The sequence below is a fragment of the Sphingobacterium deserti genome (assembly GCF_000757725.1).
GTDB classification, from domain to species: domain Bacteria; phylum Bacteroidota; class Bacteroidia; order Sphingobacteriales; family Sphingobacteriaceae; genus Sphingobacterium; species Sphingobacterium deserti.
Map to the genome: position 1 here is coordinate 20,449 of NZ_JJMU01000023.1, position 20,458 is coordinate 40,906.

Here is a 20,458-nt window from a genome sequence, read left to right on the forward strand (position 1 = left end):
AATTTTTATTTTTTATATTATTATTTTATTACGTTTAATTCCTTACCCACTTTCGAAAATGCGGCTATGGCTTTATCAAGATGTTCGATTTCATGCCCGGCAGATATTTGCACCCTTATTCGCGCTTTTCCCTGAGGAACAACAGGATAATAAAACCCGATCACATAGATGCCTTCTTCTAACATTTTAGCAGCAAATTCTTGCGCTAATTTCGCATCATACAACATGACGGGGACGATGGGATGAAATCCAGGTTTGATGTCAAACCCTGCCGCAGTCATCTTTTCCCGGAAGTACTGTGTATTGCCCTCCAGTTTATCACGTAAGGAAGTTGTCTCACTCAACATATCCAACACTTCTATGGAAGCTCCGGCGATGGATGGTGCCAGCGTATTGGAGAATAGGTACGGTCGCGAACGTTGGCGTAACATGTCAATGATCTCCTTCCGCCCGGATGTAAATCCCCCGGATGCACCTCCCAGCGCCTTACCCAAGGTTCCGGTTATGATATCTACGCGATCGATCACATCAAACAACTCATGGGTACCTCTACCTGTCTTCCCTATAAAACCAGAACAATGCGATTCATCGATCATTACTAAAGCTTCATATTTATCGGCCAAATCGCAAATTTCATCCAAAGGCGCGACAGAACCATCCATCGAAAAGGCACCATCGGTTACAATAATGCGATGCCGAGCGTCAGCCGCCGCTTTTAGTTGTTCTTCCAAATCGGCCATATCGCAATTTTTATAACGGAAGCGCTGCGCTTTACATAAACGTACACCGTCGATGATTGAGGCGTGGTTCAGTTCATCCGATATAATCGCATCCTCCGCCCCAAACAAGGGCTCGAACACGCCGCCATTGGCATCAAATGCGGCAGCATAAAGAATAGTATCCTCCATACCCAAGAAGGATGAAATTTTTGCCTCTAATGCTTTATGAAGATCTTGTGTACCGCATATAAATCGTACCGAGGACATGCCATAACCATGGCTGTCTATAGCTTTTTTTGCCGCCTCTATCACCTTGGGATGCGATGAAAGGCCTAAATAGTTATTGGCACAAAAATTAATCACTTCCTCGCCTGTGGACACTTTAATATCAGCACCCTGGGGCGTAGTGATAACGCGTTCTTCCTTATATAATCCAGCCTCTTTAATAGCGGCAAGTTCCTTTTCCAATGCGGGTTTTAACGTTTTAAACATGTTTAGCAAATTAAAAAGTGATAATTCAAAAGTTAGAAGTCAAAATTAAAAAGTCAAAAGTGATAATTCCAAAGTCAAAAGTGATAACTCAAAAAACGCACAGCAATCTACACCCTATAATGTTGCGACTTAGATCTAACTGACTGCGAAGATAAAGCTATAATTGAAAACTAAGGCATGAAATGGATTACTTAATTTATTCGTAACGTAGTGCTTCTACGGGATCGAGTTTTGATGCTTTTGACGCTGGATAATAACCGGACAGTATCCCGACGATTATACACACCGATATTCCTAAACCCATCCATTGCCAAGGAATAATGAAATCGGCGCCCAGCGCCAAGGCCAACAAATTGCCTATGGTAATTCCTAATATAATGCCTGCGATCCCACCTAACACACAAATCACAATGGCCTCCATTAAGAATTGTTTACGGATAACATTTGGCGTAGCGCCAATTGCCTTCCGTACGCCTATTTCCCGCGTACGCTCAGTAACGGATACGAGCATAATATTCATTAAACCTATTGATGCACCAACCAATGTGATAAACGCAATAATGATTGCTCCCATCGTCACATAGCTGAGATTTTGCATCAGAATTTGGGCTACAGCATCTGACTTAACAATCTCAAAATCATTAGATTGCTTCGCATTTAACCCCCGTATTTTACGGAACGTCGCTACAGCTTCCCCTTCGGCTGCATCCATCTTAAACGGATCGCTAGACATTACGGTAATGATAAAAGATGGGTTTCCGCGCGCCATCATCGCTCGACCGCGAGAAAGGGGAACGAAACAGGCTTTGTCAGATCCGAAGCCGGCGCTGGATCCTTTGCTCTCTAAAACGCCAATCACCGTAAACCGATCGCCGCCTAACGAAATATACTCCCCTAACGGATTTTTATTGTTTTTAAACAACTTATCTTTTACCTCTTTGCCAATAATAACCACGCTCGCTGCATTTTCAACATCTTGCGTGGTAAAATTACGCCCATCCGCAAGTTTGTAGCCGGACGTTTGAAGATAGTTTTCATCGGTTCCTAAAACACCGATGTTAGGATTGGTTTTTTCATTTTGGTATTTCGCGGTGGCGCCCCATGTAACATTTGCATTAAGCGATACCAATGCGCCAAAATCAAAATTACGTTTGAAATCCAAAGCGTCTTGATAGGTTATGGCTGGAAAGATTTTCGCTTGGCTCCCCGAATCTCCAATCCGAACGTTAACGCCTCGGTTTCGTATATTGAAAGAATTAGAGCCCATGGAAGAGAAAGAGTTGGTAAGGGAGCTTTGTATTGCATCGATGGAAGTGAGCACTCCGATTAATGCCATAATACCGATGGCGATGATCAGCGCCGTTAAAAATGTACGCAACTTGTTACTTACAATAGATTGTAAGGCCAACTTTACATTCTCCCGATAAGACATGTTAACCGACATGGCAAGTTATTTCCACCAAAATACGGGAAAAAGTTAAAAACAGAAAGCGAATCTGAAAAAGATAAGACCGCAGCCTGCGCGCCGCAGTCTTGTACATTAGTCGATTCTTTTCCAGGTTTCGGTGCGACCGAGCAACGATACGCCCATGTATCCACGGATATCGAGCTTATCCTTGCCTTTCAGCGTCATCTTGCAGCTATACGTCTTTCCCGATTTCGGATCGTAAATCTGACCACCGGAATAGGTGTCTCCATCTTTCGTGAAATTTGTTAAAATTTCCAGCCCCTGTATTTTTCGGGATCTTAATTTCTCATCCGGGTTCTTTGCATCTTTCTTATTTGCATCCTTTATCCAGTAAAGCTTCCCGTAATATTTATCGCTTTTTTTGTAAATTTCTATCTTGCCTTCGCCACTGGGATTTTGCCATTTGCCTACGATGGGATCATTTGCCTGCGCAAAAAGAAGTACTGCAAAAAATACAGAAACAATAGTTAATACAACCTTTTTCATATGTTTATCGTGTAATGAGTGAGCAGGATAAGCGTCATCCTTGTTTGGACTTAGAAAACTTACCCCAGATAACTGTTTATAATCTTAGGTTAAAGATACGCATTATTCATATGCAAGCATAGTATTCGGCTCAAAAAAAGTTTTTTTTGCTTTCGTTCCTGATACATTTGGAATCACGACGTCCGATTTCGATGATTCTGTTATAATCATGCCTTTTGGCATTTTTTTTGACTATACCCTTTTATTGTTTTATAGTATAATACGTAACTTATGAGATTTATTATCAGTCTATTGCTAACCGGCTTAGTGATTGCCGTCGCATCTTTTATCGTACCTGGGGCGCATGTTGACGGGTTTGGCTGGGCAATTATCACTGGCTTGGTGATTGGTTTAGTTAACGCTGTTGTCGGTGGAATTCTACGGCTATTTACTTTTCCCTTAAACTGGTTAACGTTCGGTCTCGTATCGTTTATTATTACGGTGTTAATGATAATGCTTAGTGATAGTGTGATGGGTAGCAAATTCGACGTAGACGGTTTTTGGACTGCCGCGCTTTTTGCTATCGTCGTAGCGGTTATTGAGATGTTTTTGGGAAGGCTTGCAGGAACCAAAGAGTGATATCAATGACTATTAGGCAAGGTGCTAACATTCATAGTGGCATGCCGAATAGTAAGCATTTTGTACATAACGATTAATTGGTCTACTTTAAAAAGTCGGGACGCTTTAAATGATGATGCGGTAATAATCAAGCTCCGATAACGAACGGAGTTGGTAGAAAGAAAAAATAGGTAAGGCTTTTTCGCCCTACCTATTTTATATGTGTTATAGACCGTAGTTATTAGTATGCTCCTAAATAGAAGCTACCTGACTGATTTTTCAACCTAGCACCTTTCGTGATCTGTTTGGTCTTCCAGTTGATAAGGTAAAGATTTCCGTCTACACCGTTTGGTGTCATCGGCACGTAAGCATAGTCACCAGCTACACCAATATTTTGATATTGACCAAAAGTACCCGTGATAGCCGCAATGCCTTGTGCATTATTTGCAGAGCGACCTGAGAACCCAATATCGGTCTGATTTTCTGTTTGCAATTTCGTAGCTGTTCTTGCTGTAAGATCTACCAAAGCAATAAAACCACCATCTACATTTGCCTCTGTGTATAACACAACAGCGACACCATCTCTGATGTATCTCCATGCTCTTATCGACACATTGTTTGATGCACCCAAAGCTGTTTTCAAGTCGAAATTGTAGCTATTGTCATACTCATTTGTAGATCCGTTGATACGTAAAATTTGCGAACCCGATGTTGCTGTAGCTTGGTACACGTTACCGTCTGTCCCTACGTACTGCGTCATCGTCCGGTAAGAGTGGTTGTTTGTTTTGCTGATCGCAGGATCCGCATAGATAAGTTTAGGATTGGCTAATGAAGGGTAATCAACAACCAAAGTCGCTGTACCTAACTCTCTTACACCGCTACTCCATGTTTGATTTCCGCTGTTATTGACGGTTGATTTTTTGGTTACATCTGTTCTAGTCAAGTTACAACCAATGAAGACTTTGGTTTTTGCGGCATTGATAATCGGCACATCAATACGACCAATCTGGTAACCCGCTTTTGTTTGTTCAGCTGTGAAAGGAATAACGAACTCTGTTTGGCGCGTTATCTGCGGATCATCCAGATCCAAAACAGCTATTTCTGCAGTACTTTTTACATCGACGAAGTCAGCATTTGCGCCAGCTGCAGATCCGGTTATCACTGCAGACGCATAAACGCCGATCCCAACGCCTTCAGCAGCAACTACCCAACGTGGAGCAGTACCAAGAATTGGTTCTGTATTTACCTCTTCCCCTGTATCAACAAAATCTTTCCCACCATTCACTCTGTATTTATTAAATATCCCACCATCATTACCCGTATATTGGATATTGTACAAAAAATTTCCGTTTGCGGAACCTTGCACGCGTGCAGTACGCTGCGAGCGCAGACCGTAACCACTAGTGAAAACATTTACTTCGAAATTTGGGTCTTTGGCCTGATCTAATGAGATAGAATAAGCCATAGTACCGCCATTACCGGCAGTATTTTCCGCATCAGGAAAAGCTGCAGTAAGCGTTATTAAACTTCTTTCCCATGCATCTGGCCCAGAAGGCTGGCTCCCCGCAGGGGCATTATCTTTTTTACAACCTGCTAAAGTAGCTACCGCGACCGCAGAGCCAAACGTTAGTGTTTTAAACAAACTAGTTCTCATATTATGATTTATTAAAATTATTAATTGTGTAATTTAATTTGATATAAAAAGCTCGACCTGGTTTTTGAACGCCAAAATTATCGTAAACCTCCGCATTGAATAGATTCTTGCCATCCAAGCTCACGATAAGCCTTCGATTAGGAAAACCATAGCTTACGCCAAAATCATGTGAAAATTGTGCGGGGGTCGTAAACCATTCCGATTCTATCCAGATTGTACTAAATGGGGCTACGTATCCGGTGTTGTAATACATGTTTAAAATTGATTTCTTTTGGAAGACGTTATCAAAACGATACTGTAGATTTCCGTTTACCGTAAAGAACGGCTCGTTGGGCACTTGCAAATCGTACAGGCTATGAGGGTTTCCGCGCTCATCAGTTTCTACCTTAAACAGCGAGTTGAATTTTGAAAAGTTAACCACAGCATTTAAGCGATTATCAAATACGTAATTGATCTCGGCCTCAAACCCTATCGATTGGGTGCGTGCCAAATTGACAAACTGCGTTACTTGAATATCCTCAACTTGGTTTTCACGACCTTCAATGACAGGATCTGTCCGCGTTTGTTGAATAATTTTATCCCGACCGTTTCTCCAGAATGCATTTCCATAGAGGGATACCCTATGGCGTTCATTCGTGCTAAACTGATATCGCGCCCCAAGGTTATAATTTATGGATACCTCCGGCAAGATATCAGGGTTTGGCAGTAAATTGATCTCTGGCTCCCCAAATACGTGTCGGTCCGTTGGCATAACAAAAGCTTTCTCTGCTGATACCAATAAAAAACCATCTCGAATAAACTGATAGGAAAGCGCCCCACCGAAACCTTGATTATCTCTAGTGCTGGTATTTCTCGCATAGTCGATGACTCCGTTAACCTCGCTCTGCGGGGCCAGTTGAATGGTTTTCACAACCGAATGCTTTCCAAAGAGATTGGAGCGTAATCTCCCATCAAACCATTCCGACTCATAGTTAAGCGCAAAAATATTTGTCATGATCTCGTTATTCGTGATCCAACGGCTACGTTCTGGATTCAGCAGGTCGCGGTCATCACGTTTGGAGTTTTCAAACTTGTGGTTGAATGATACCCGATGACCTTTTGTTATATCATAAGACAAATTAGACCGGATGTTTGATATCGTCCGATCGATATCAGTAATGACTGCTTCCCCTTGTTGACCTCGCCCTGGCACATGCGGAAATGGTCTTGAAACTCCATCTTGGTTTGGCGGGGCCATTATCACGGTGCCATCCCAGTTATAAGGCTGGCTGACGGTATCTTGCAGGTAGGTAGAGCGCATACTATGCACCGCATTTACATTCAATCCTAAACCGGGCAGGAAAAGATCTTTTTTAATATAGTTCAAACTAAGCACATGCGCCTGATACTCATTAAAACGACCAAAATAAGGCTTCGTCATAGTGATTCCGTGTGGAACTTCTTTATACGTATCAGAAATATTATAACCTATAAAAAACTGATCAGCCCATTTTACGTCAGTGAAACCGAATTCAAATCGTCCCCCTATGGTTTCGAATTTGTCGTTCGCTCGTTTTGTCCTGTAATAACGTTGCAAGCGTTGGCCAGGTAGGGTATACTTTGAGAACTTGCCCCACATTTCGTAGTCATTATCTGAATGACTGAAAAAACCTGATACCCGTGCCGTAAATCCATTCTTTTGGTTACGGTACAAGCCGCCCACATCAGCTCGATAGGTGTTAAAAGATCCATAGGAAACAGATGCGGTAATATTATTTGCGGAAGCATCTTTCTTCATGATGACGTTGATGGCTCCACCGATATAGTTACCACTCAAGTGCGCGGGAAGCACACCTTTGTACACCTCTATACGTTCGATCATGGCAGGAGGGATATTGTTTAGATTAAAAGACGAGCCGTATGTTGAAATCTCTATTCCATCCAAAAAAAGACCGATCGTACTTCCAGACATCCCATTTAAGTTATAATCAATCGGCGAACCCTCGCCGCCATTTTGTCTTACACGAACGCCCACCGTACGATCCAATAACTCATTGGTCGTTAAATTCCTTAGCGATGCCTCTTTCGTTTCAACAACGGCTACCGCAAATCCACCCACCTCCATATCTCGCTTTTCTGTATTGCGGCTAACGGTCACTTCTTCAATACCCACTACGCCCTTATCATTCACGGAAATATCAAAGCGTTGATTGGGTTGATTAATGGTTGTGGCAAACTGTTCCTTTTCCACCTCAACGGAGCTAACTTCAAAAAGCTGCTTTCCATAGGGAACCCCCCGAAGTTCGTACCTTCCTTCGGCATTTGTCATCGTAGCAATCGTGCTCCCGATGAGCTTTATAGACGCCTCGCTTACTGCCTTGCCCTCTTTCGTTTTTATATAGCCATGGAGCTGCGATACTTGAGAAAATGCGGTAAAAAATATTATTGTAAGAAGAAATGATAAAAATATTTTTTTCATTATTCGAGATTAATACAGTATATTGGGCGATCTTTAGAACAAGTCTAAATTAACCGTTGCAAAAATAGAATTAATCTAAATAGCGAGATGACAGGATTGGAAAATAAACATGTAGATTCCGAAAAATATGCTTGTGAGCTTCAGACTCTCGCATTTAGCGAGCTACAAACAAGGCTACAGTATGTGGTACTTCAGGCACAAGAACAGCTCAGCATCGTTTTTCCAGCACATGGTTTCCTCAATATTCTTTGCGGCGAGCAAAAAACTACATTATCCTACCACATCGACTCAGATAGTTACGCTATAGAGAGCGATCAAAACGTGCTTCAACGGATTAGCGAATCACAACGCTTGCGTATAAAAAATCTACCAGGAAGGCGGCAAATCATCATTGTATTTATACCGCAAAACTCGCTTCCAGAGTGGGCTGTTCAAGCAGATGTCATGTGTCGCATAGCAGACAATAGTCGGCTGAATTTGCTTAAGGCACGGGTTCTAGATCTACACTTTACCGAAAACATCGCTAAAAACATCCGAATCCAGAGCCTTTTACTGGATGCACTGGCGTTACAACTGGAGAGTTTGCAGCACAGCTATACCTCAACGATACAGACAAACCTTTTGGAGAAGATCATCCAAGCGCAACAGCTTATAGAAAAAGACCTTGCCAAAAGTTTTACGATTAGTGAATTAGCAAAAGCAGTGGGCACAAATGAGCAGTATTTGAAGAAGTATTTCAAACAACATTTAGGCAAAACTATTATGCATTATACATTGGAGGCTAAAATGTTGTATGCCAAGAAATTGATTATGAGTGGAGACTATCGTATAGCCGATATCGCGCGTATGACTGGATACAAACACGCCACGCACTTTAGCATGAGTTTTAAAAAGTTTTTCGGCATTCTCCCGACCGCCTTGAGGTACATCTTAATGGTATGGCCAAGTAGTCTTATCGAATTTGTAGAAGTCGAGCTGCTTGTCCTTGTCGAATCGAGCAGCATCCTCAGCTATTGTTAAAGATTTCTTGTGCGTCATTCGTGCGATCATTTCTAGCACAAACTACCTAAAATAAAGTATGTTTAAAACAGAAAAAAAAGCCCGCCGAAAGCGAGCTTTTAAAATATCAGGCTGCTGTTAATCAAATTTCCAGCGTACGAAGGCTTCAATAGCTTCGTAATCTGCTAAGCCCAATTTATGATAAAGTTCCGCAGTTTCACTGGTGCGATCTTCCGCACGTACCCAAAATTCGCGTGGATCATCACCCGGGAAAACAGGGACATCTTTCTGCGACTGGTGTTTGAAGATTGCCAAACGTTTCCGTTTAACTTCGAGTGGAGACAGGGGTACCGCCATTTCGATCTCGTGGATAGGGTATTCGTGCCAAGCACCGCGATACAACCATAGCCAACAATCTTTGGTCCACTCGTCCGTTTTCGATAAGCGTTTAAGTGCTTCAAACAGTATATCGAAACAGACTTTATGTGTACCATGCGGATCCGCAAAATCGCCTGCTGCAAATACTTGGTGAGGCTTTACTTGGCGTAAAAGCTCCATGGTTTGCACGATATCATCTTCGTTGGACACTTCTTTTGAAAATTTTCCCCGATCGTAGAATGGCAGATCCTGAAAGTGGATATTTTCATCAGGTAAGCCTACAAAGCGCGCGCCGGCAATGGCTTCTCCCTTACGGATCAATGCTTTGATCGTCCTGATAATCTCTGGATCAACTTGATTGGGCTGTTTTGTTTTGAAGAATTCGCGCGCTTCCTTATAAATTTTTGTCGTGACCCCATTGTCGTCATCTACCGCAACGGCGAAGTCTTGAACAAATTCCAGATATCGCAGAACGTCATCGTCCCACACGGCCGTGTTACCGGATGTTTGATAGGCTACGTGCACATTGTGTCCTTGATCTGCCAAACGGATAAAAGTACCTCCCATGGAAATCACATCATCATCCGGATGCGGCGAGAACAAGATAACATTTTTACGTGCGGGCTCGGCGCGCTCCGGTCTGCTGGAATCATCCACACCAGGCTTTCCACCTGGCCAACCTGTAATCGTGCGCTGTAGCTCGTTGAAAATTTTAATGTTTATATTATATGCTGGACCTTGCTCAGTTACCAACTGCGCCATACCGTTATTGTTGTAGTCTTCATCTGTAAGCTTCAATATCGCTTTATTCAGTTTCAAGGACAACCAAACAACGGCCTTTTTAATTACGGAGTCTGTCCAAACTACTTCATGGGCTAACCATGGCAAATAGAAACGAGTTAGTTGGGAAGCAGCATCCTTGTCCAAAACAAACTCTACTTTGTCTGAAAGTTGCAAGAAGGTAGCAGGGATATCGGCTGAGATTTCGCCTTCTATCGCTTTCTTCACGATATCGGCCTTTTTCTCGTTCCAAGCCATCAAGATAATCTCCTTTGCTTTGAAGATCGTTCCGACGCCCATTGTTATTGCCTTTGTTGGTACGTTTTCTTTACCACCGAAGTCGCGTGAAGCATCCCGACGTGTCAGGTCGTCCAAGATAACCAGTCGTGTTCCCGAATTGGGAGCAGATCCCGGTTCATTGAAGCCGATGTGGCCTGTCCGTCCGATCCCCAATATTTGAATATCCAAACCTCCCAATTCAGATATTTTATGCTCATAAGCTTCACAGAAAGCCTGAATTTCATCCTGTGGCAAGGTACCGTCCGGAATATTGATGTTTTCTTTAGGAATATCAATGTGGTCGAACAGGTTTTTGTTCATAAAGGTCACATAACTTTGATCAGCATCCGGCTTCATTGGGTAGTATTCGTCCAGATTGAACGTGACCACGTTGGTAAAGCTAAGCCCCTCTTCCTTGTGTAAACGAACCAATTCTTTGTACACCTGAACGGGAGTAGCCCCCGTCGCTAAACCCAATACCGCCTTCTCACCTTTCTTTTGTTTTTCTGTGATAATTGCCGCTATTCGATTCGCAACATCCACAGAGGCCTCGCTTTGACTTGGGTACACTTTTACCGGTACGCGCTCAAAGCGTGTTTCCTCTAATAAATTTAATCTTGCCATTAATAAGGAGAATTATATTGTTAACAACCTGAATAACAAATTTAAAAAATAAAATGATTCAAAAACTAAAAATCAGGCGAAATCCTGCAAAAAAATGCAGGAACCGCATTGCAATCGATTGTTAGACTATCTTATGGAGCAAATCTACTGCTTTGGCGAGTGTGATATGGTCTTTTGCAAAGCATATTCGGAGCAGGTTTTGCTCACATGGCGCGCTGTAAAACGTCGATACAGGAATTGTCGCAACGGCATAATGTTCAGTAAGGTGTTTCGCGAAATCCAGTTCGGAAAGATTACTAACGGCACTGTAGTTAACGAGCAGAAAGTAAGTTGATTCGCTGTCGACCACTTCCAACCGAGAGCCTTGCAAACCACTTGTTAAAAAATCTCTCTTTTCCTGAAAAAACGCCGCTAGTTCAAGATAACTATTGCTATCCTTTAAGTAATCTGCAATAGCTAACTGCATGGGCGTATTGGCACTAAATACATTAAACTGATGCACTTTTCTAAATTCACCGGTCAATATCGGCGGCGCTATGACATAGCCGAGCTTCCAACCGGTGGTATGTAAGAGCTTACCAAAGGATGCCACTACATAGCTTCGCTCGCGGAGCCGTGGATAGGAAAGAACGGTTTCATGCACACGGTCATCAAACACAATATGCTCATACACCTCATCACTCAGCAGGAAAGCATCGCTATCTTTCAATAACAATTCCAGTTGGAGTAGGTCTTCCCTACACAACATTTTCGTGGATGGGTTATTAGGGTTGTTGATGATGATCAATCTTGTTTTTTCCGTCATGGCGGACCGTACGTATGCCCAGTCAATGTTAAAATCTGGAGCCAGCAAACGGATCGGGATAACCTTACCGCCGAACAGCTCGACACTTGGGCGATAGGAATCATAGGCTGGTTCGAAAATAATTACTTCATCACCGGGGCGGATCAGCGCGGCGATAGTCGTGAAAATGCCTTGGGTAGCACCGGCGGTAATTGTAATTTCACTTTCGGGGTGAACATCCAACCCATACATTGCCTCGATCTTTTGCGCAATGCGTTCCCTTAGGGGCATCATTCCAGCCATGGGCGCATACTGGTTGTATCCCTTTTCCATATAGGCGTTCACCAATGCAATCAATTCTGGAGAGACAGGATAGTTTGGAAATCCTTGAGACAAATTAAGTGCTTGGTATTTTTCTGCTAAGGCTGACATCTGCGAAAATATGCTGACCATTGTGTTGGGCAGTTTCGAATGTATTGGAGGGTATTGAAACGATTTTGTCATTTTAGTAAAGAGTTACTCCACTAAAATAATAGATTATTTATATTTGATACCACGAACGAATAAAATAACGAGATTTCATGAAAAAAATAATTTTTATCGCCCTTTTCGCTTTGCCTTTCTTGCTATTTGCGCAAACGAAAGAGCAGCTCATCACGCAAGTAAAGGCAAACCCTAAAAATATTGAAACCCTAAAAACTATCCAACGTGTCGGCGGATACTATCCGGAATATAAAGAACTGCGAAGTCTTTTTAATGGCCTGGATAAATCTGTTAAAAAATCAAAAGAGGGAAAGGCCTTCGATTACTATCTCAAACGGCTTGAAAGCACTTCCGTTGGCAAAAAAGCGCCCGGCATAACGCAACTCACACCGGAAGGTGAACCTTTTTCGTTAACAGACTTACGCGGGAAATATGTCTTGATCGATTTTTGGGCGGCATGGTGTCCTGACTGTAGAAAAGAAAATCCAAACTTGGTAAAGACTTATGCTGAATTTAAAGATAAAAACTTCGAGATCTTAGGCGTTTCTTTTGACCGAAAACTCGAAGACTGGGTGAAGGCTATTAAAAATGACAACCTCACCTGGAAACATATTTCGGATTTACAATCTTGGCAAAATGCAGCGGGGACGTTGTATGGAGTGCGTTCTATCCCTCAAAATATCCTCGTAGATCCGGAAGGTATTATTGTCGCGCGCAACCTTCACGGCGAAGATTTGAATGCGAAACTTCGGGAATTACTAAAATAAAAATTTTCCGCGTGCATGTCTATATTTGCATGCATGCGGTACTTTCTTATGACTCTTCCTCTATCCTAACCAGCTCCTCGTAATTTTTATCTAATTTCCTTACCAGCCGTCTATACAATATCTTATAGTACACTTTGACGATGAGAATAAACAGCCAGCAAAACAACGATATAAATAAGACCATAAAAATTACCTTAAAGACTATGTTCCCGGGAGATTTATCGACTAGATCGGTCATCATTATATCGATGGTGACAAATGCAAACATAAATATGATGGAATATATGTTGAACTGGATGTAGTGATTGACGTGCTTCCTTGTGTTCAGTATCGTTTCCAACAAGATTTTTGTATTTGTGGTGTTTTTAATATTCCGGTAGCTCGCAAAGAAATTATAGATGAAATAGCCTATCACGACGTAAAAGACGACGGAAAATACGATATAGATAATGTCGTAAAACGATGTATGCACACGATCTTCGGTAGGCAAGACAAAGCCCCAAACAATACCTAGCGCAAGCTCGATAACACTAATTATAAATATCCATTTCACGATAGAGGATGAGCTTTTGTAAAGCATGCTTTTGATCTGCTCTTTATCCACTTTAGGAAAATTATTGTCCTTATTCCAATGCTGCTTCAGTAAATCCAAACCATCCATTATATACCTCCTTGCTGATTTAACATACTTTTTAATTTCGTTTTGATACGATTCATTTTTACGCGGGCATTCACTTCGCTGATCCCGAGGGTTTCGGCTATTTCCGAATAATCCTTATCTTCCAGGTACATGTAAACCAAGGCTTTTTCAATATCGTTCAGTGTCCTCACTGCCGTGTATAAAAACCGGAGCTGTTCTTCTTGCTCATCATTATATTCTTCATAGCGAATATTTTGCAGCGTATGGTCGAGCTCTACGGTTGCGATACGTCGCTTTTTTGTTCTGTATAAAGAAATTGCGGTGTTTAGAGAGACACGATATGCCCATGTCGAAAATTTAGATTCCCCTTTAAACTTTGGGTAAGAGTGCCACAACTGAATGACCATTTCTTGAAACAAATCTTTGTGCGCCTCTAAATCCTCTGCATATAGCTTACAGATTTTATGGAGGATATTTTGGTATTCCTCCAGCAGGTCGACAAATTCCGTTTCCAGATTATTAATCATATAAGGCTATATGTCGAAGGTAAGGACTAGTTGTTACAATTGGCAGAGAATATTTGAAAAAATAATATCCGCTGAATTTGCTAATTTCGTAGAATGGCTAAAGCAAAATCGACATACTTCTGTCAGCAATGTGGTTACGAGTCAGCAAAATGGTTGGGTCAGTGTCCATCGTGCAAGCAATGGAACTCTTTTGTGGAGGAAGTGGTAGAGAAGACAAGTTCTAAGGTTCCTGAATGGCGCAGCACGACGGCTCCGGCGTCTACGCGCCGCACCAACAAGGCTGCCGTGATTAACGAAATTGTCTACCAAGATGAGCAGCGCTTGGCCAGTCCCGACCGGGAGTTTAACCGCGTACTGGGCGGGGGTATTGTCCCGGGATCGCTGGTACTTATTGGCGGAGAGCCGGGCATTGGTAAATCGACGCTGATGCTGCAATTAGCATTAAGCATTCCGGCGGTAAAAACATTATATATCTCCGGTGAAGAAAGCGAACAGCAAATCAAGATGCGGGCGGAGCGTCTTGTTCAAAACTCCACTGCCAATTGTTATATATTAACAGAAACTTCTACGCAGAATATTTTTAAACAAATAGAAGTCGTACAGCCGGATATTGTGGTGATAGACTCTATACAAACCTTGCATTCCTCACAAATTGAGTCGGCACCGGGATCGGTATCTCAAGTTCGTGAATGTACGGCAGAATTGCTGCGTTTTGCCAAGGAGACGAGCACGCCTGTATTTATCGTGGGCCATATTACAAAAGATGGCTCTATTGCTGGGCCAAAGGTACTGGAGCATATGGTGGATACGGTGTTGCAGTTTGAAGGTGACCGGCATCACGTTTACCGAATCTTAAGATCAGTAAAGAATCGTTTCGGTTCGTCGTCGGAGTTGGGCATCTATGAAATGCAAGGCTCCGGTTTGCGCGAGGTATCCAATCCTTCCGAAATTATGCTGTCCCAGCGTGAGGAACCTGTGGGCGGGGTCGCGATTGCGGCTATGCTGGAAGGCGTGCGCCCGATCATGATTGAGGTGCAAGCCTTGGTAAGCAATTCCGCCTTTGGCACGCCACAGCGTACGTCTACAGGCTTCGATACGAAACGACTCAGCATGCTACTCGCCGTGTTAGAAAAGCGCTTCGGCTTTCGGTTAAGTGCACAAGACGTATTTCTGAATATTGCGGGCGGTCTTCGTGTGGAGGATCCTGCTATCGATCTGGCCGTTATTGCGGCATTAATTTCTTCCCAGCAAGACATTCCCTTATCATCTCAGTTGACCTTCGCCGGTGAAGTCGGCCTATCTGGGGAAATACGCGCGGTAAACAGGATTGAGCAGCGCATTGCTGAGGCCGAAAAGCTGGGTTTTGAAGGCATCTTTATATCGAAATACAATACAAAAGGGCTTGACGCAAAAAAATATAATATTGCTATCCGTCCGATGGCGACGTTAGAGGATCTTTTTAGGGCATTGTTCGGATAATGGAATCGCCATTATTCGTTTTCCTTGAGAATGCGCAAGAAATTAAGCCCCATGATTTTGGCTATATCTTCTTTCTTATATCCGCGCTTTAGCAGTGCGTCGGTAAGTACCGGGAATTTAGAAACATCATCTAAGCCTTGCGGTGCTGATTCAATGCCATCAAAATCAGAGCCTACTGCAACATGATCTATACCCAACTTTTTCACAAGGTAGTCGATATGATCCAGCAACAGACTTAACGGCGCGTCAGCCTTACGTTGTATGGCGCGCGGTAGCTTTTCGTACTGTCGCGTCGCAGATAGACTGTAGTTACCCTTATCCCCGAAATGCTGCTTATACAATTTTTTAGCACGCGCTGAAAAATTAGGATCCAAAAAGCCCGAATAAAAGTTTACGCCGACTACGGCTCCATTTTTCTTTAAAGCTTCCAACTGTGCATCTTTCAGGTTGCGGTAGTGAGGCATCAGACTATAGGCATTGCTATGGGACACCAACACGGGCTTGCTCGTTATTGCCAGCACATCATAAAACGTTTTCTCCCCCACGTGCGATAGGTCGACCATCATCCCTAATTGATTCATTCGCTTGATGATGGCTTTGCCCTCTGCAGAAAGCCCTTTGCCTTGATCGCCGGTCGTTTTGGATTCTATGGCTGCTGCGGTTGCCCAGGAAAGGTTGTAATTCCAGGTCAACGTGAGGTAGCGCGCGCCTCTATCGTAAAGTGCTTCGAGGTTTGCTATACTTCCTTCAATCATATTGCCGCCCTCGATTCCAATCAGTGCGGCAATTTTGCCTGTTTTCAATATAGATGCTATGTCGGCGCTACTTTTAGCGATTGCAATCGCTGAGGCATTGGCTTTCACCATTTTTTCTAGTGCGTCGATCTGTGCATTGGCGTGTTTAAAAGCCTGCCCCTTACCGAATTTTTTATCATCAGACCATACGGCAAAAACCTGAACATCGACACCTCCTTTTTGCAGTCGTGGAATGTCGGTATGACCGACCGCGAGCTGCTTGCCGATATCGCGGCCTTTCAGTAAAGATTCGTAAATAACATCATTGTGCCCATCGACAACAATTAAGCTTTTGTGAAATGCCGCGTAGTCTTGTGCCAATACCGACAGTCTTGAGCATATTGCTAAAACCATCATGATTATCGTTTTCTGCATGGTATTAAATATCTTTTTAGAACAGTACTTCTAAGTCTAGGATTAGCTACCGCTGCGCGGTAGGCTGCATTCCTGACTCCTATTTCGCCTCGTTTATTGTTTCATAGATTGCATCCTGAATACGGCTTCGGATGTTCAGATTGAGTAGCTTGTCGCTGACCTGCGGATGCACACGGTTTGACAAAAATATGTAGACCAGTTGGTTTTGGGGATCTATCCAAATACAAGTTCCCGTGTAGCCTGTATGTCCAAACACCGAAGAGTTCGCGAGTTTGGATGGATATCCCTTTCTAACATCGGGGTCATAGCGATCGAAGCCCAGCCCGCGGCGGCTTGTAAGCGATTGTTTCGAGGTAAACAAATCCACGGTTTCGGGTTTGAAAAAGCGCACACCGCCATACTGTCCACGATTGAGCAACAGCTGACCATAAATGGCTAAATCATTTGCTGATGAAAACAGCCCGGCATGGCCAGCAACGCCGCCTGCCATTGCTGCCCCCTGATCGTGCACGTAGCCCTGTAGCAAAACCTTTCGAAAGGAGGTGTCGTTCTCCGTGGGAACAATACTGTTTTTAGCAAAACGTTCCCGCGGATTGTACCCCGCCGTTTTCATGCCAATAGGTCTGTAGAGCAACTGCTGTATATACGCACTCATGGGCGTCGCCGTTAGATGTTCAGCAACCTCTTTCATCACATACATACTGATGTCGCTATATACATAATTTCCTATAGGTTTTACGGCAGACTGCAACATTTGCGGCCACATCACATCACGGTAATAGTTGTTGAGCAAGTAGGCACTATCCGCTACTTTAACTTGATGGCGAGCATCTTCTGTACGTAGTAAATCGCCTTTTTTAAGATTCTTGTAAAACGGAATGAAAGGCGTAAATCCGGCTTCGTGAAGCAGAACCGACCGTAGGGGGATGTTTTTTTTGTTACCCTCTTTGGCTTGCCATAGGTAATAGCCCATCGTGCTATCGAGATTGATCAACCGGCGCTCTTGTAAATGCATAATGACCGGGGTGGTTCCGGCGATTTTACTGACAGACGCTAAATCAAAAATGTCCGTAACCTTTGTATCTCGCTCATTGTCGTAAGTATGGGAACCATAGGCCTTTTCGAAAATTACCTGTCCGTTTTTTATTGCCATGACCACTAACCCGGGCGTGGCACGTTGCTGGATAGCCTCCCTTGCTATTGCATCAATCTTACTTGTCATGCGTTTGATATGCAGTCCGGAGCCTTCCCCTTGCGTATATTGTAATCGCGTTTGTTCCGTTTTATGATCTCCTGCTGTGATGGCCAAGCCGCCGAAGATAGACATGGCTGCGTTTTGCTGTGCAGACTGGTTAAAGCTTGGATAACGCAATACTACGCCCTGATTTGATGAGCTTACCTGCGTCCAAGACGACTGCCCGGTGTCGCGACCAAAGCGAACGACAATAACATTCTTTTTATTCACCAAGGATTGTGTCGCTTTCAACAGAACGTCGTTCCGAAGATCTTCATCAGTGCCTGCCACAATTATCGTATTGAAATACTTTGTTTGCTCATCATATTGATTGAAATCAAAGCTAGCCACCTCCGCATACCGCCCCATCCTATCGATGAAAGCTTTATATTTATTGGGGAAGGGTGTAACGACAGCAATTTTAAGCTGATCTAAATTTTTAAACGGGATCAGGTTTTGTGCGTTATTTAGTAATGTGGCTTCGTTAACGATGGTCTGTTTATACTGTGCCTGGACTTGAGGGACATGGGATAACGCACTTGCAATAGTCATTAGCGCGATAATAAAACATTTAGTATTCATGTTAGGGCTGATTAAAAAGTAGTATTGCTACGTAAATTTAGAAATAAAACGCAGAAATAGGCATAGCAGGCGGGAACAATTCCAAATGTTAGTCTTCAGTCGCGCTTGATTAGTTCGCAACACAGCCGCTTGTTCAACTAAACGCTAAGGTTAGGATATTGTATTTAAGCCCAATTTTTTTTATGTTTGGTTTATGCCGGAAGTCGTAGACAGCAAAACCATATTCTCTTTATTGGAAGTATCGCGAAGCGTTCAAAAAACTATTGCCGATCGATACAAAAGCCTGTATTGGATCAAGGCAGAGATGAATAAGCTGAACCATTACACCCATTCCGGCCATTGTTATCCCGAACTGGTCGAGAAGAAGGATGGAAAGATTGTTGCCGAGATGCGATCTACATTGTGGAAAGCCGATTTCCAACGCATCAACCAACTTTTTATGAAGGTGTTGGGCGAGCCTTTACGGGAAGGCATCACGATCTTGTTTCAAGCAGCGATAGCCTACGATCCTCTATATGGTTTTAGTCTGAAAATTATTGATATCGATCCGACTTTTGTATTGGGTGAGTTGGAAAAGGAAAAGCGGGAAAGCATCCGTAAGCTTCAAGAGGAGGGCCTGTTTGATGCCAATAAGCGATTAGTATTTCCGATGATTGCGAAACGACTAGCCATTATTTCTGTGGAGACCAGTAAAGGGCTGTCTGACTTTTTTAAGATCATACGAGGAAACCCTTGGGGCTATCGATTTGAGTATAGCTTATTTCCTGCCTTACTACAAGGTGATAAGTCTATTCCATCAATTATCAGACAGTTGGCAATTATTGCCGAGCGGCTAAGCGATTTTGATGCTGTAGCAATCATCCGGGGCGGCGGCGGTGAGGTCGGGCTTTCGTCCTACAACAACTACCTACTATCCAAAGCCATCGCGATGTTTCCTATTCCGGTGATCACGGGCATCGGCCATTCTACGAATGAGACGGTAAGTGAAATGGTGGCATATAAGAATGCGATAACGCCTAGCGAGCTTGCCGACTTCCTCATACAGAAATTTCATCAATTCGCCATCCCTGTTGACGAGTCGCTGCGCCGTATTGTTGAAGCTACTAAAGCACGATTCTTGCTGGAAGAGCAGCATTTACACGCTTTCTCTCGGGCTATTTCCTGGAGTAGTAAAGCGGTACTGAGTAATCAAGGAAATGAATTACGTAGCCTACAGCTACAATTGCAATTATATACGAAACAACTGTTCAAAGATCGGGCTACCGAAATCAACAATGTTGATCGCCTATTGCGGCTTGCAGACCCGAAGGAGCTCTTGAAACGAGGATTTAGCATAACGCGTGTCAACGGCCGTGCCATCAGCAGCGAAGCCTCTGTCAGCGCTGGACAGGTATTAGAAACAACACTTTTTGAAGGGAAGTTAAGTAGTAGCGTCTTAAAATAAAACCCATATCGTCATGGATACAGAATATACGTATGAAGGAGCTTTCCAGGAACTGCAATCTATCGTTGCAGATATTGAGTCTGGGCAAATAAATGTTGATGATCTCACGGCCAAGATACAGCGTGCCGCGTCACTCATTGCCGTATGCAGGGCAAAGCTTACATCTTCTGAAGCAGAAGTGGAAAAACTCTTGATTAAGCTGCACCAAGCAGACGAAGGAGAGCCCAAACAGGTGGACGAAGAAGAATAGGGATACTTTAAAAGCCATGACATTATCGCTGCTCAAGATTAGCTATCAAGTTCCTGATTTTATTCAACTTACTATTATCACCTGAACGCCACAAAAAGCGTATTATGCGTGCTGGAACCTATCCTAAAAGAACGAAAATCTTAGAAATTCGTTACCTTTGCAACC

17 protein-coding genes are annotated in these 20,458 nt (G+C 43.2%); 6 read left to right on the forward strand and 11 right to left on the reverse strand.

The window, feature by feature from the left end; genetic code table 11:
* Positions 1 to 20: 20 nt before the first annotated feature.
* The 3 genes from kbl to DI53_RS07135 all read right to left on the reverse strand — a co-directional run bounded on the left by kbl (position 21) and on the right by DI53_RS07135 (position 3,165).
* Entirely contained in the window at positions 21 to 1,211 is a 1,191-nt protein-coding gene (gene kbl, locus DI53_RS07125) for a glycine C-acetyltransferase (protein ID WP_037497157.1), read from the reverse strand.
* A gap of 196 nt (positions 1,212 to 1,407) precedes the next feature.
* The gene (locus DI53_RS07130; RefSeq protein WP_037497159.1) at positions 1,408 to 2,655 is read right to left on the reverse strand and encodes an ABC transporter permease; all 1,248 of its coding nucleotides are present in this window, start codon (positions 2,653 to 2,655) and stop codon (positions 1,408 to 1,410) included.
* Positions 2,656 to 2,751: 96 nt separating this feature from the next.
* Positions 2,752 to 3,165: a DUF2147 domain-containing protein gene (locus DI53_RS07135; protein WP_037497160.1), complete on the reverse strand. Its 414-nt coding sequence runs from the start codon at positions 3,163 to 3,165 to the stop codon at positions 2,752 to 2,754.
* A gap of 270 nt (positions 3,166 to 3,435) precedes the next feature.
* On the opposite strand from DI53_RS07135, the gene DI53_RS07140 reads away from it, so the two are divergent.
* Positions 3,436 to 3,783: a phage holin family protein gene (locus DI53_RS07140; protein WP_037497162.1), complete on the forward strand. Its 348-nt coding sequence runs from the start codon at positions 3,436 to 3,438 to the stop codon at positions 3,781 to 3,783.
* Between the two features lie 220 nt (positions 3,784 to 4,003).
* Here the strand turns inward: DI53_RS07140 and DI53_RS07145 are convergent, their stop codons facing one another.
* Positions 4,004 to 5,416 (reverse strand): hypothetical protein, encoded by a 1,413-nt coding sequence (locus tag DI53_RS07145; protein WP_037497164.1) that lies wholly within the window; start codon positions 5,414 to 5,416, stop codon positions 4,004 to 4,006.
* Between the two features lies 1 nt (position 5,417).
* Positions 5,418 to 7,874, reverse strand: coding sequence for a TonB-dependent receptor (locus DI53_RS07150; protein ID WP_037497165.1), 2,457 nt, complete (start codon positions 7,872 to 7,874; stop codon positions 5,418 to 5,420).
* Positions 7,875 to 7,961: 87 nt separating this feature from the next.
* Here DI53_RS07150 and DI53_RS07155 point away from each other — a divergent pair, with 87 nt between their 5' ends.
* Positions 7,962 to 8,894 (forward strand): helix-turn-helix transcriptional regulator, encoded by a 933-nt coding sequence (locus DI53_RS07155; RefSeq protein WP_037497166.1) that lies wholly within the window; start codon positions 7,962 to 7,964, stop codon positions 8,892 to 8,894.
* A 117-nt stretch (positions 8,895 to 9,011) separates the two neighbouring features.
* Here the strand turns inward: DI53_RS07155 and nagB are convergent, their stop codons facing one another.
* Together nagB and DI53_RS07165 are read right to left on the reverse strand one after the other, a co-directional pair.
* Entirely contained in the window at positions 9,012 to 10,934 is a 1,923-nt protein-coding gene (gene nagB, locus DI53_RS07160) for a glucosamine-6-phosphate deaminase (RefSeq protein ID WP_037497167.1), read from the reverse strand.
* A gap of 121 nt (positions 10,935 to 11,055) precedes the next feature.
* Complete coding sequence (locus tag DI53_RS07165; protein ID WP_037497168.1) at positions 11,056 to 12,222, reverse strand: methionine aminotransferase; 1,167 nt, start codon at positions 12,220 to 12,222, stop codon at positions 11,056 to 11,058.
* A 77-nt stretch (positions 12,223 to 12,299) separates the two neighbouring features.
* Between DI53_RS07165 and DI53_RS07170 the strand changes: the two genes are divergently transcribed.
* Positions 12,300 to 12,968 (forward strand): peroxiredoxin family protein, encoded by a 669-nt coding sequence (locus tag DI53_RS07170; RefSeq protein ID WP_037497169.1) that lies wholly within the window; start codon positions 12,300 to 12,302, stop codon positions 12,966 to 12,968.
* Between the two features lie 46 nt (positions 12,969 to 13,014).
* Here DI53_RS07170 and DI53_RS07175 read toward each other — a convergent pair whose 3' ends face one another.
* Entirely contained in the window at positions 13,015 to 13,629 is a 615-nt protein-coding gene (locus DI53_RS07175) for a hypothetical protein (RefSeq protein WP_037497171.1), read from the reverse strand.
* Entirely contained in the window at positions 13,629 to 14,135 is a 507-nt protein-coding gene (locus DI53_RS07180; RefSeq protein WP_037497172.1) for an RNA polymerase sigma factor, read from the reverse strand. The genes DI53_RS07175 and DI53_RS07180 overlap by 1 nt, the downstream gene beginning before the upstream one ends.
* Positions 14,136 to 14,228: 93 nt before the next feature.
* Between DI53_RS07180 and radA the strand changes: the two genes are divergently transcribed.
* Positions 14,229 to 15,614 (forward strand): DNA repair protein RadA, encoded by a 1,386-nt coding sequence (gene radA, locus DI53_RS07185; protein WP_037497173.1) that lies wholly within the window; start codon positions 14,229 to 14,231, stop codon positions 15,612 to 15,614.
* Positions 15,615 to 15,625: 11 nt separating this feature from the next.
* On the opposite strand, the gene DI53_RS07190 is transcribed toward radA, so the two are convergent.
* Together DI53_RS07190 and DI53_RS07195 are read right to left on the reverse strand one after the other, a co-directional pair.
* Positions 15,626 to 16,783 (reverse strand): dipeptidase, encoded by a 1,158-nt coding sequence (locus tag DI53_RS07190; RefSeq protein ID WP_037497174.1) that lies wholly within the window; start codon positions 16,781 to 16,783, stop codon positions 15,626 to 15,628.
* Positions 16,784 to 16,862: 79 nt separating this feature from the next.
* Entirely contained in the window at positions 16,863 to 18,599 is a 1,737-nt protein-coding gene (locus DI53_RS07195; protein WP_037497175.1) for a serine hydrolase domain-containing protein, read from the reverse strand.
* Between the two features lie 193 nt (positions 18,600 to 18,792).
* On the opposite strand from DI53_RS07195, the gene xseA reads away from it, so the two are divergent.
* Complete coding sequence (gene xseA, locus DI53_RS07200) at positions 18,793 to 20,043, forward strand: exodeoxyribonuclease VII large subunit (protein WP_037497177.1); 1,251 nt, start codon at positions 18,793 to 18,795, stop codon at positions 20,041 to 20,043.
* 13 nt (positions 20,044 to 20,056) lie between these two features.
* Positions 20,057 to 20,293, forward strand: a complete 237-nt coding sequence (xseB, locus tag DI53_RS07205; RefSeq protein ID WP_037497179.1) for an exodeoxyribonuclease VII small subunit — start codon at positions 20,057 to 20,059, stop codon at positions 20,291 to 20,293.
* Positions 20,294 to 20,458: the final 165 nt, after the last annotated feature.

Bases quoted from the DNA above. Each gene is read 5' to 3' on its own strand.
- DI53_RS07195 (WP_037497175.1), bottom strand. From the start codon at position 18,599: ATGAATACTAAATGTTTTATTATCGCGCTAATGACTATTGCAAGTGCG.
- DI53_RS07165 (WP_037497168.1), bottom strand. From the start codon at position 12,222: ATGACAAAATCGTTTCAATACCCTCCAATACATTCGAAACTGCCCAAC.
- DI53_RS07135 (WP_037497160.1), bottom strand. From the start codon at position 3,165: ATGAAAAAGGTTGTATTAACTATTGTTTCTGTATTTTTTGCAGTACTT.
- DI53_RS07150 (WP_037497165.1), bottom strand. From the start codon at position 7,874: ATGAAAAAAATATTTTTATCATTTCTTCTTACAATAATATTTTTTACC.
- DI53_RS07145 (WP_037497164.1), bottom strand. From the start codon at position 5,416: ATGAGAACTAGTTTGTTTAAAACACTAACGTTTGGCTCTGCGGTCGCG.
- kbl (WP_037497157.1), bottom strand. From the start codon at position 1,211: ATGTTTAAAACGTTAAAACCCGCATTGGAAAAGGAACTTGCCGCTATT.
- xseA (WP_037497177.1), top strand. From the start codon at position 18,793: ATGCCGGAAGTCGTAGACAGCAAAACCATATTCTCTTTATTGGAAGTA.
- xseB (WP_037497179.1), top strand. From the start codon at position 20,057: ATGGATACAGAATATACGTATGAAGGAGCTTTCCAGGAACTGCAATCT.
- DI53_RS07140 (WP_037497162.1), top strand. From the start codon at position 3,436: ATGAGATTTATTATCAGTCTATTGCTAACCGGCTTAGTGATTGCCGTC.
- DI53_RS07155 (WP_037497166.1), top strand. From the start codon at position 7,962: ATGACAGGATTGGAAAATAAACATGTAGATTCCGAAAAATATGCTTGT.
- DI53_RS07190 (WP_037497174.1), bottom strand. From the start codon at position 16,783: ATGCAGAAAACGATAATCATGATGGTTTTAGCAATATGCTCAAGACTG.
- DI53_RS07180 (WP_037497172.1), bottom strand. From the start codon at position 14,135: ATGATTAATAATCTGGAAACGGAATTTGTCGACCTGCTGGAGGAATAC.
- DI53_RS07175 (WP_037497171.1), bottom strand. From the start codon at position 13,629: ATGGATGGTTTGGATTTACTGAAGCAGCATTGGAATAAGGACAATAAT.
- radA (WP_037497173.1), top strand. From the start codon at position 14,229: ATGGCTAAAGCAAAATCGACATACTTCTGTCAGCAATGTGGTTACGAG.
- DI53_RS07130 (WP_037497159.1), bottom strand. From the start codon at position 2,655: ATGTCGGTTAACATGTCTTATCGGGAGAATGTAAAGTTGGCCTTACAA.
- nagB (WP_037497167.1), bottom strand. From the start codon at position 10,934: ATGGCAAGATTAAATTTATTAGAGGAAACACGCTTTGAGCGCGTACCG.
- DI53_RS07170 (WP_037497169.1), top strand. From the start codon at position 12,300: ATGAAAAAAATAATTTTTATCGCCCTTTTCGCTTTGCCTTTCTTGCTA.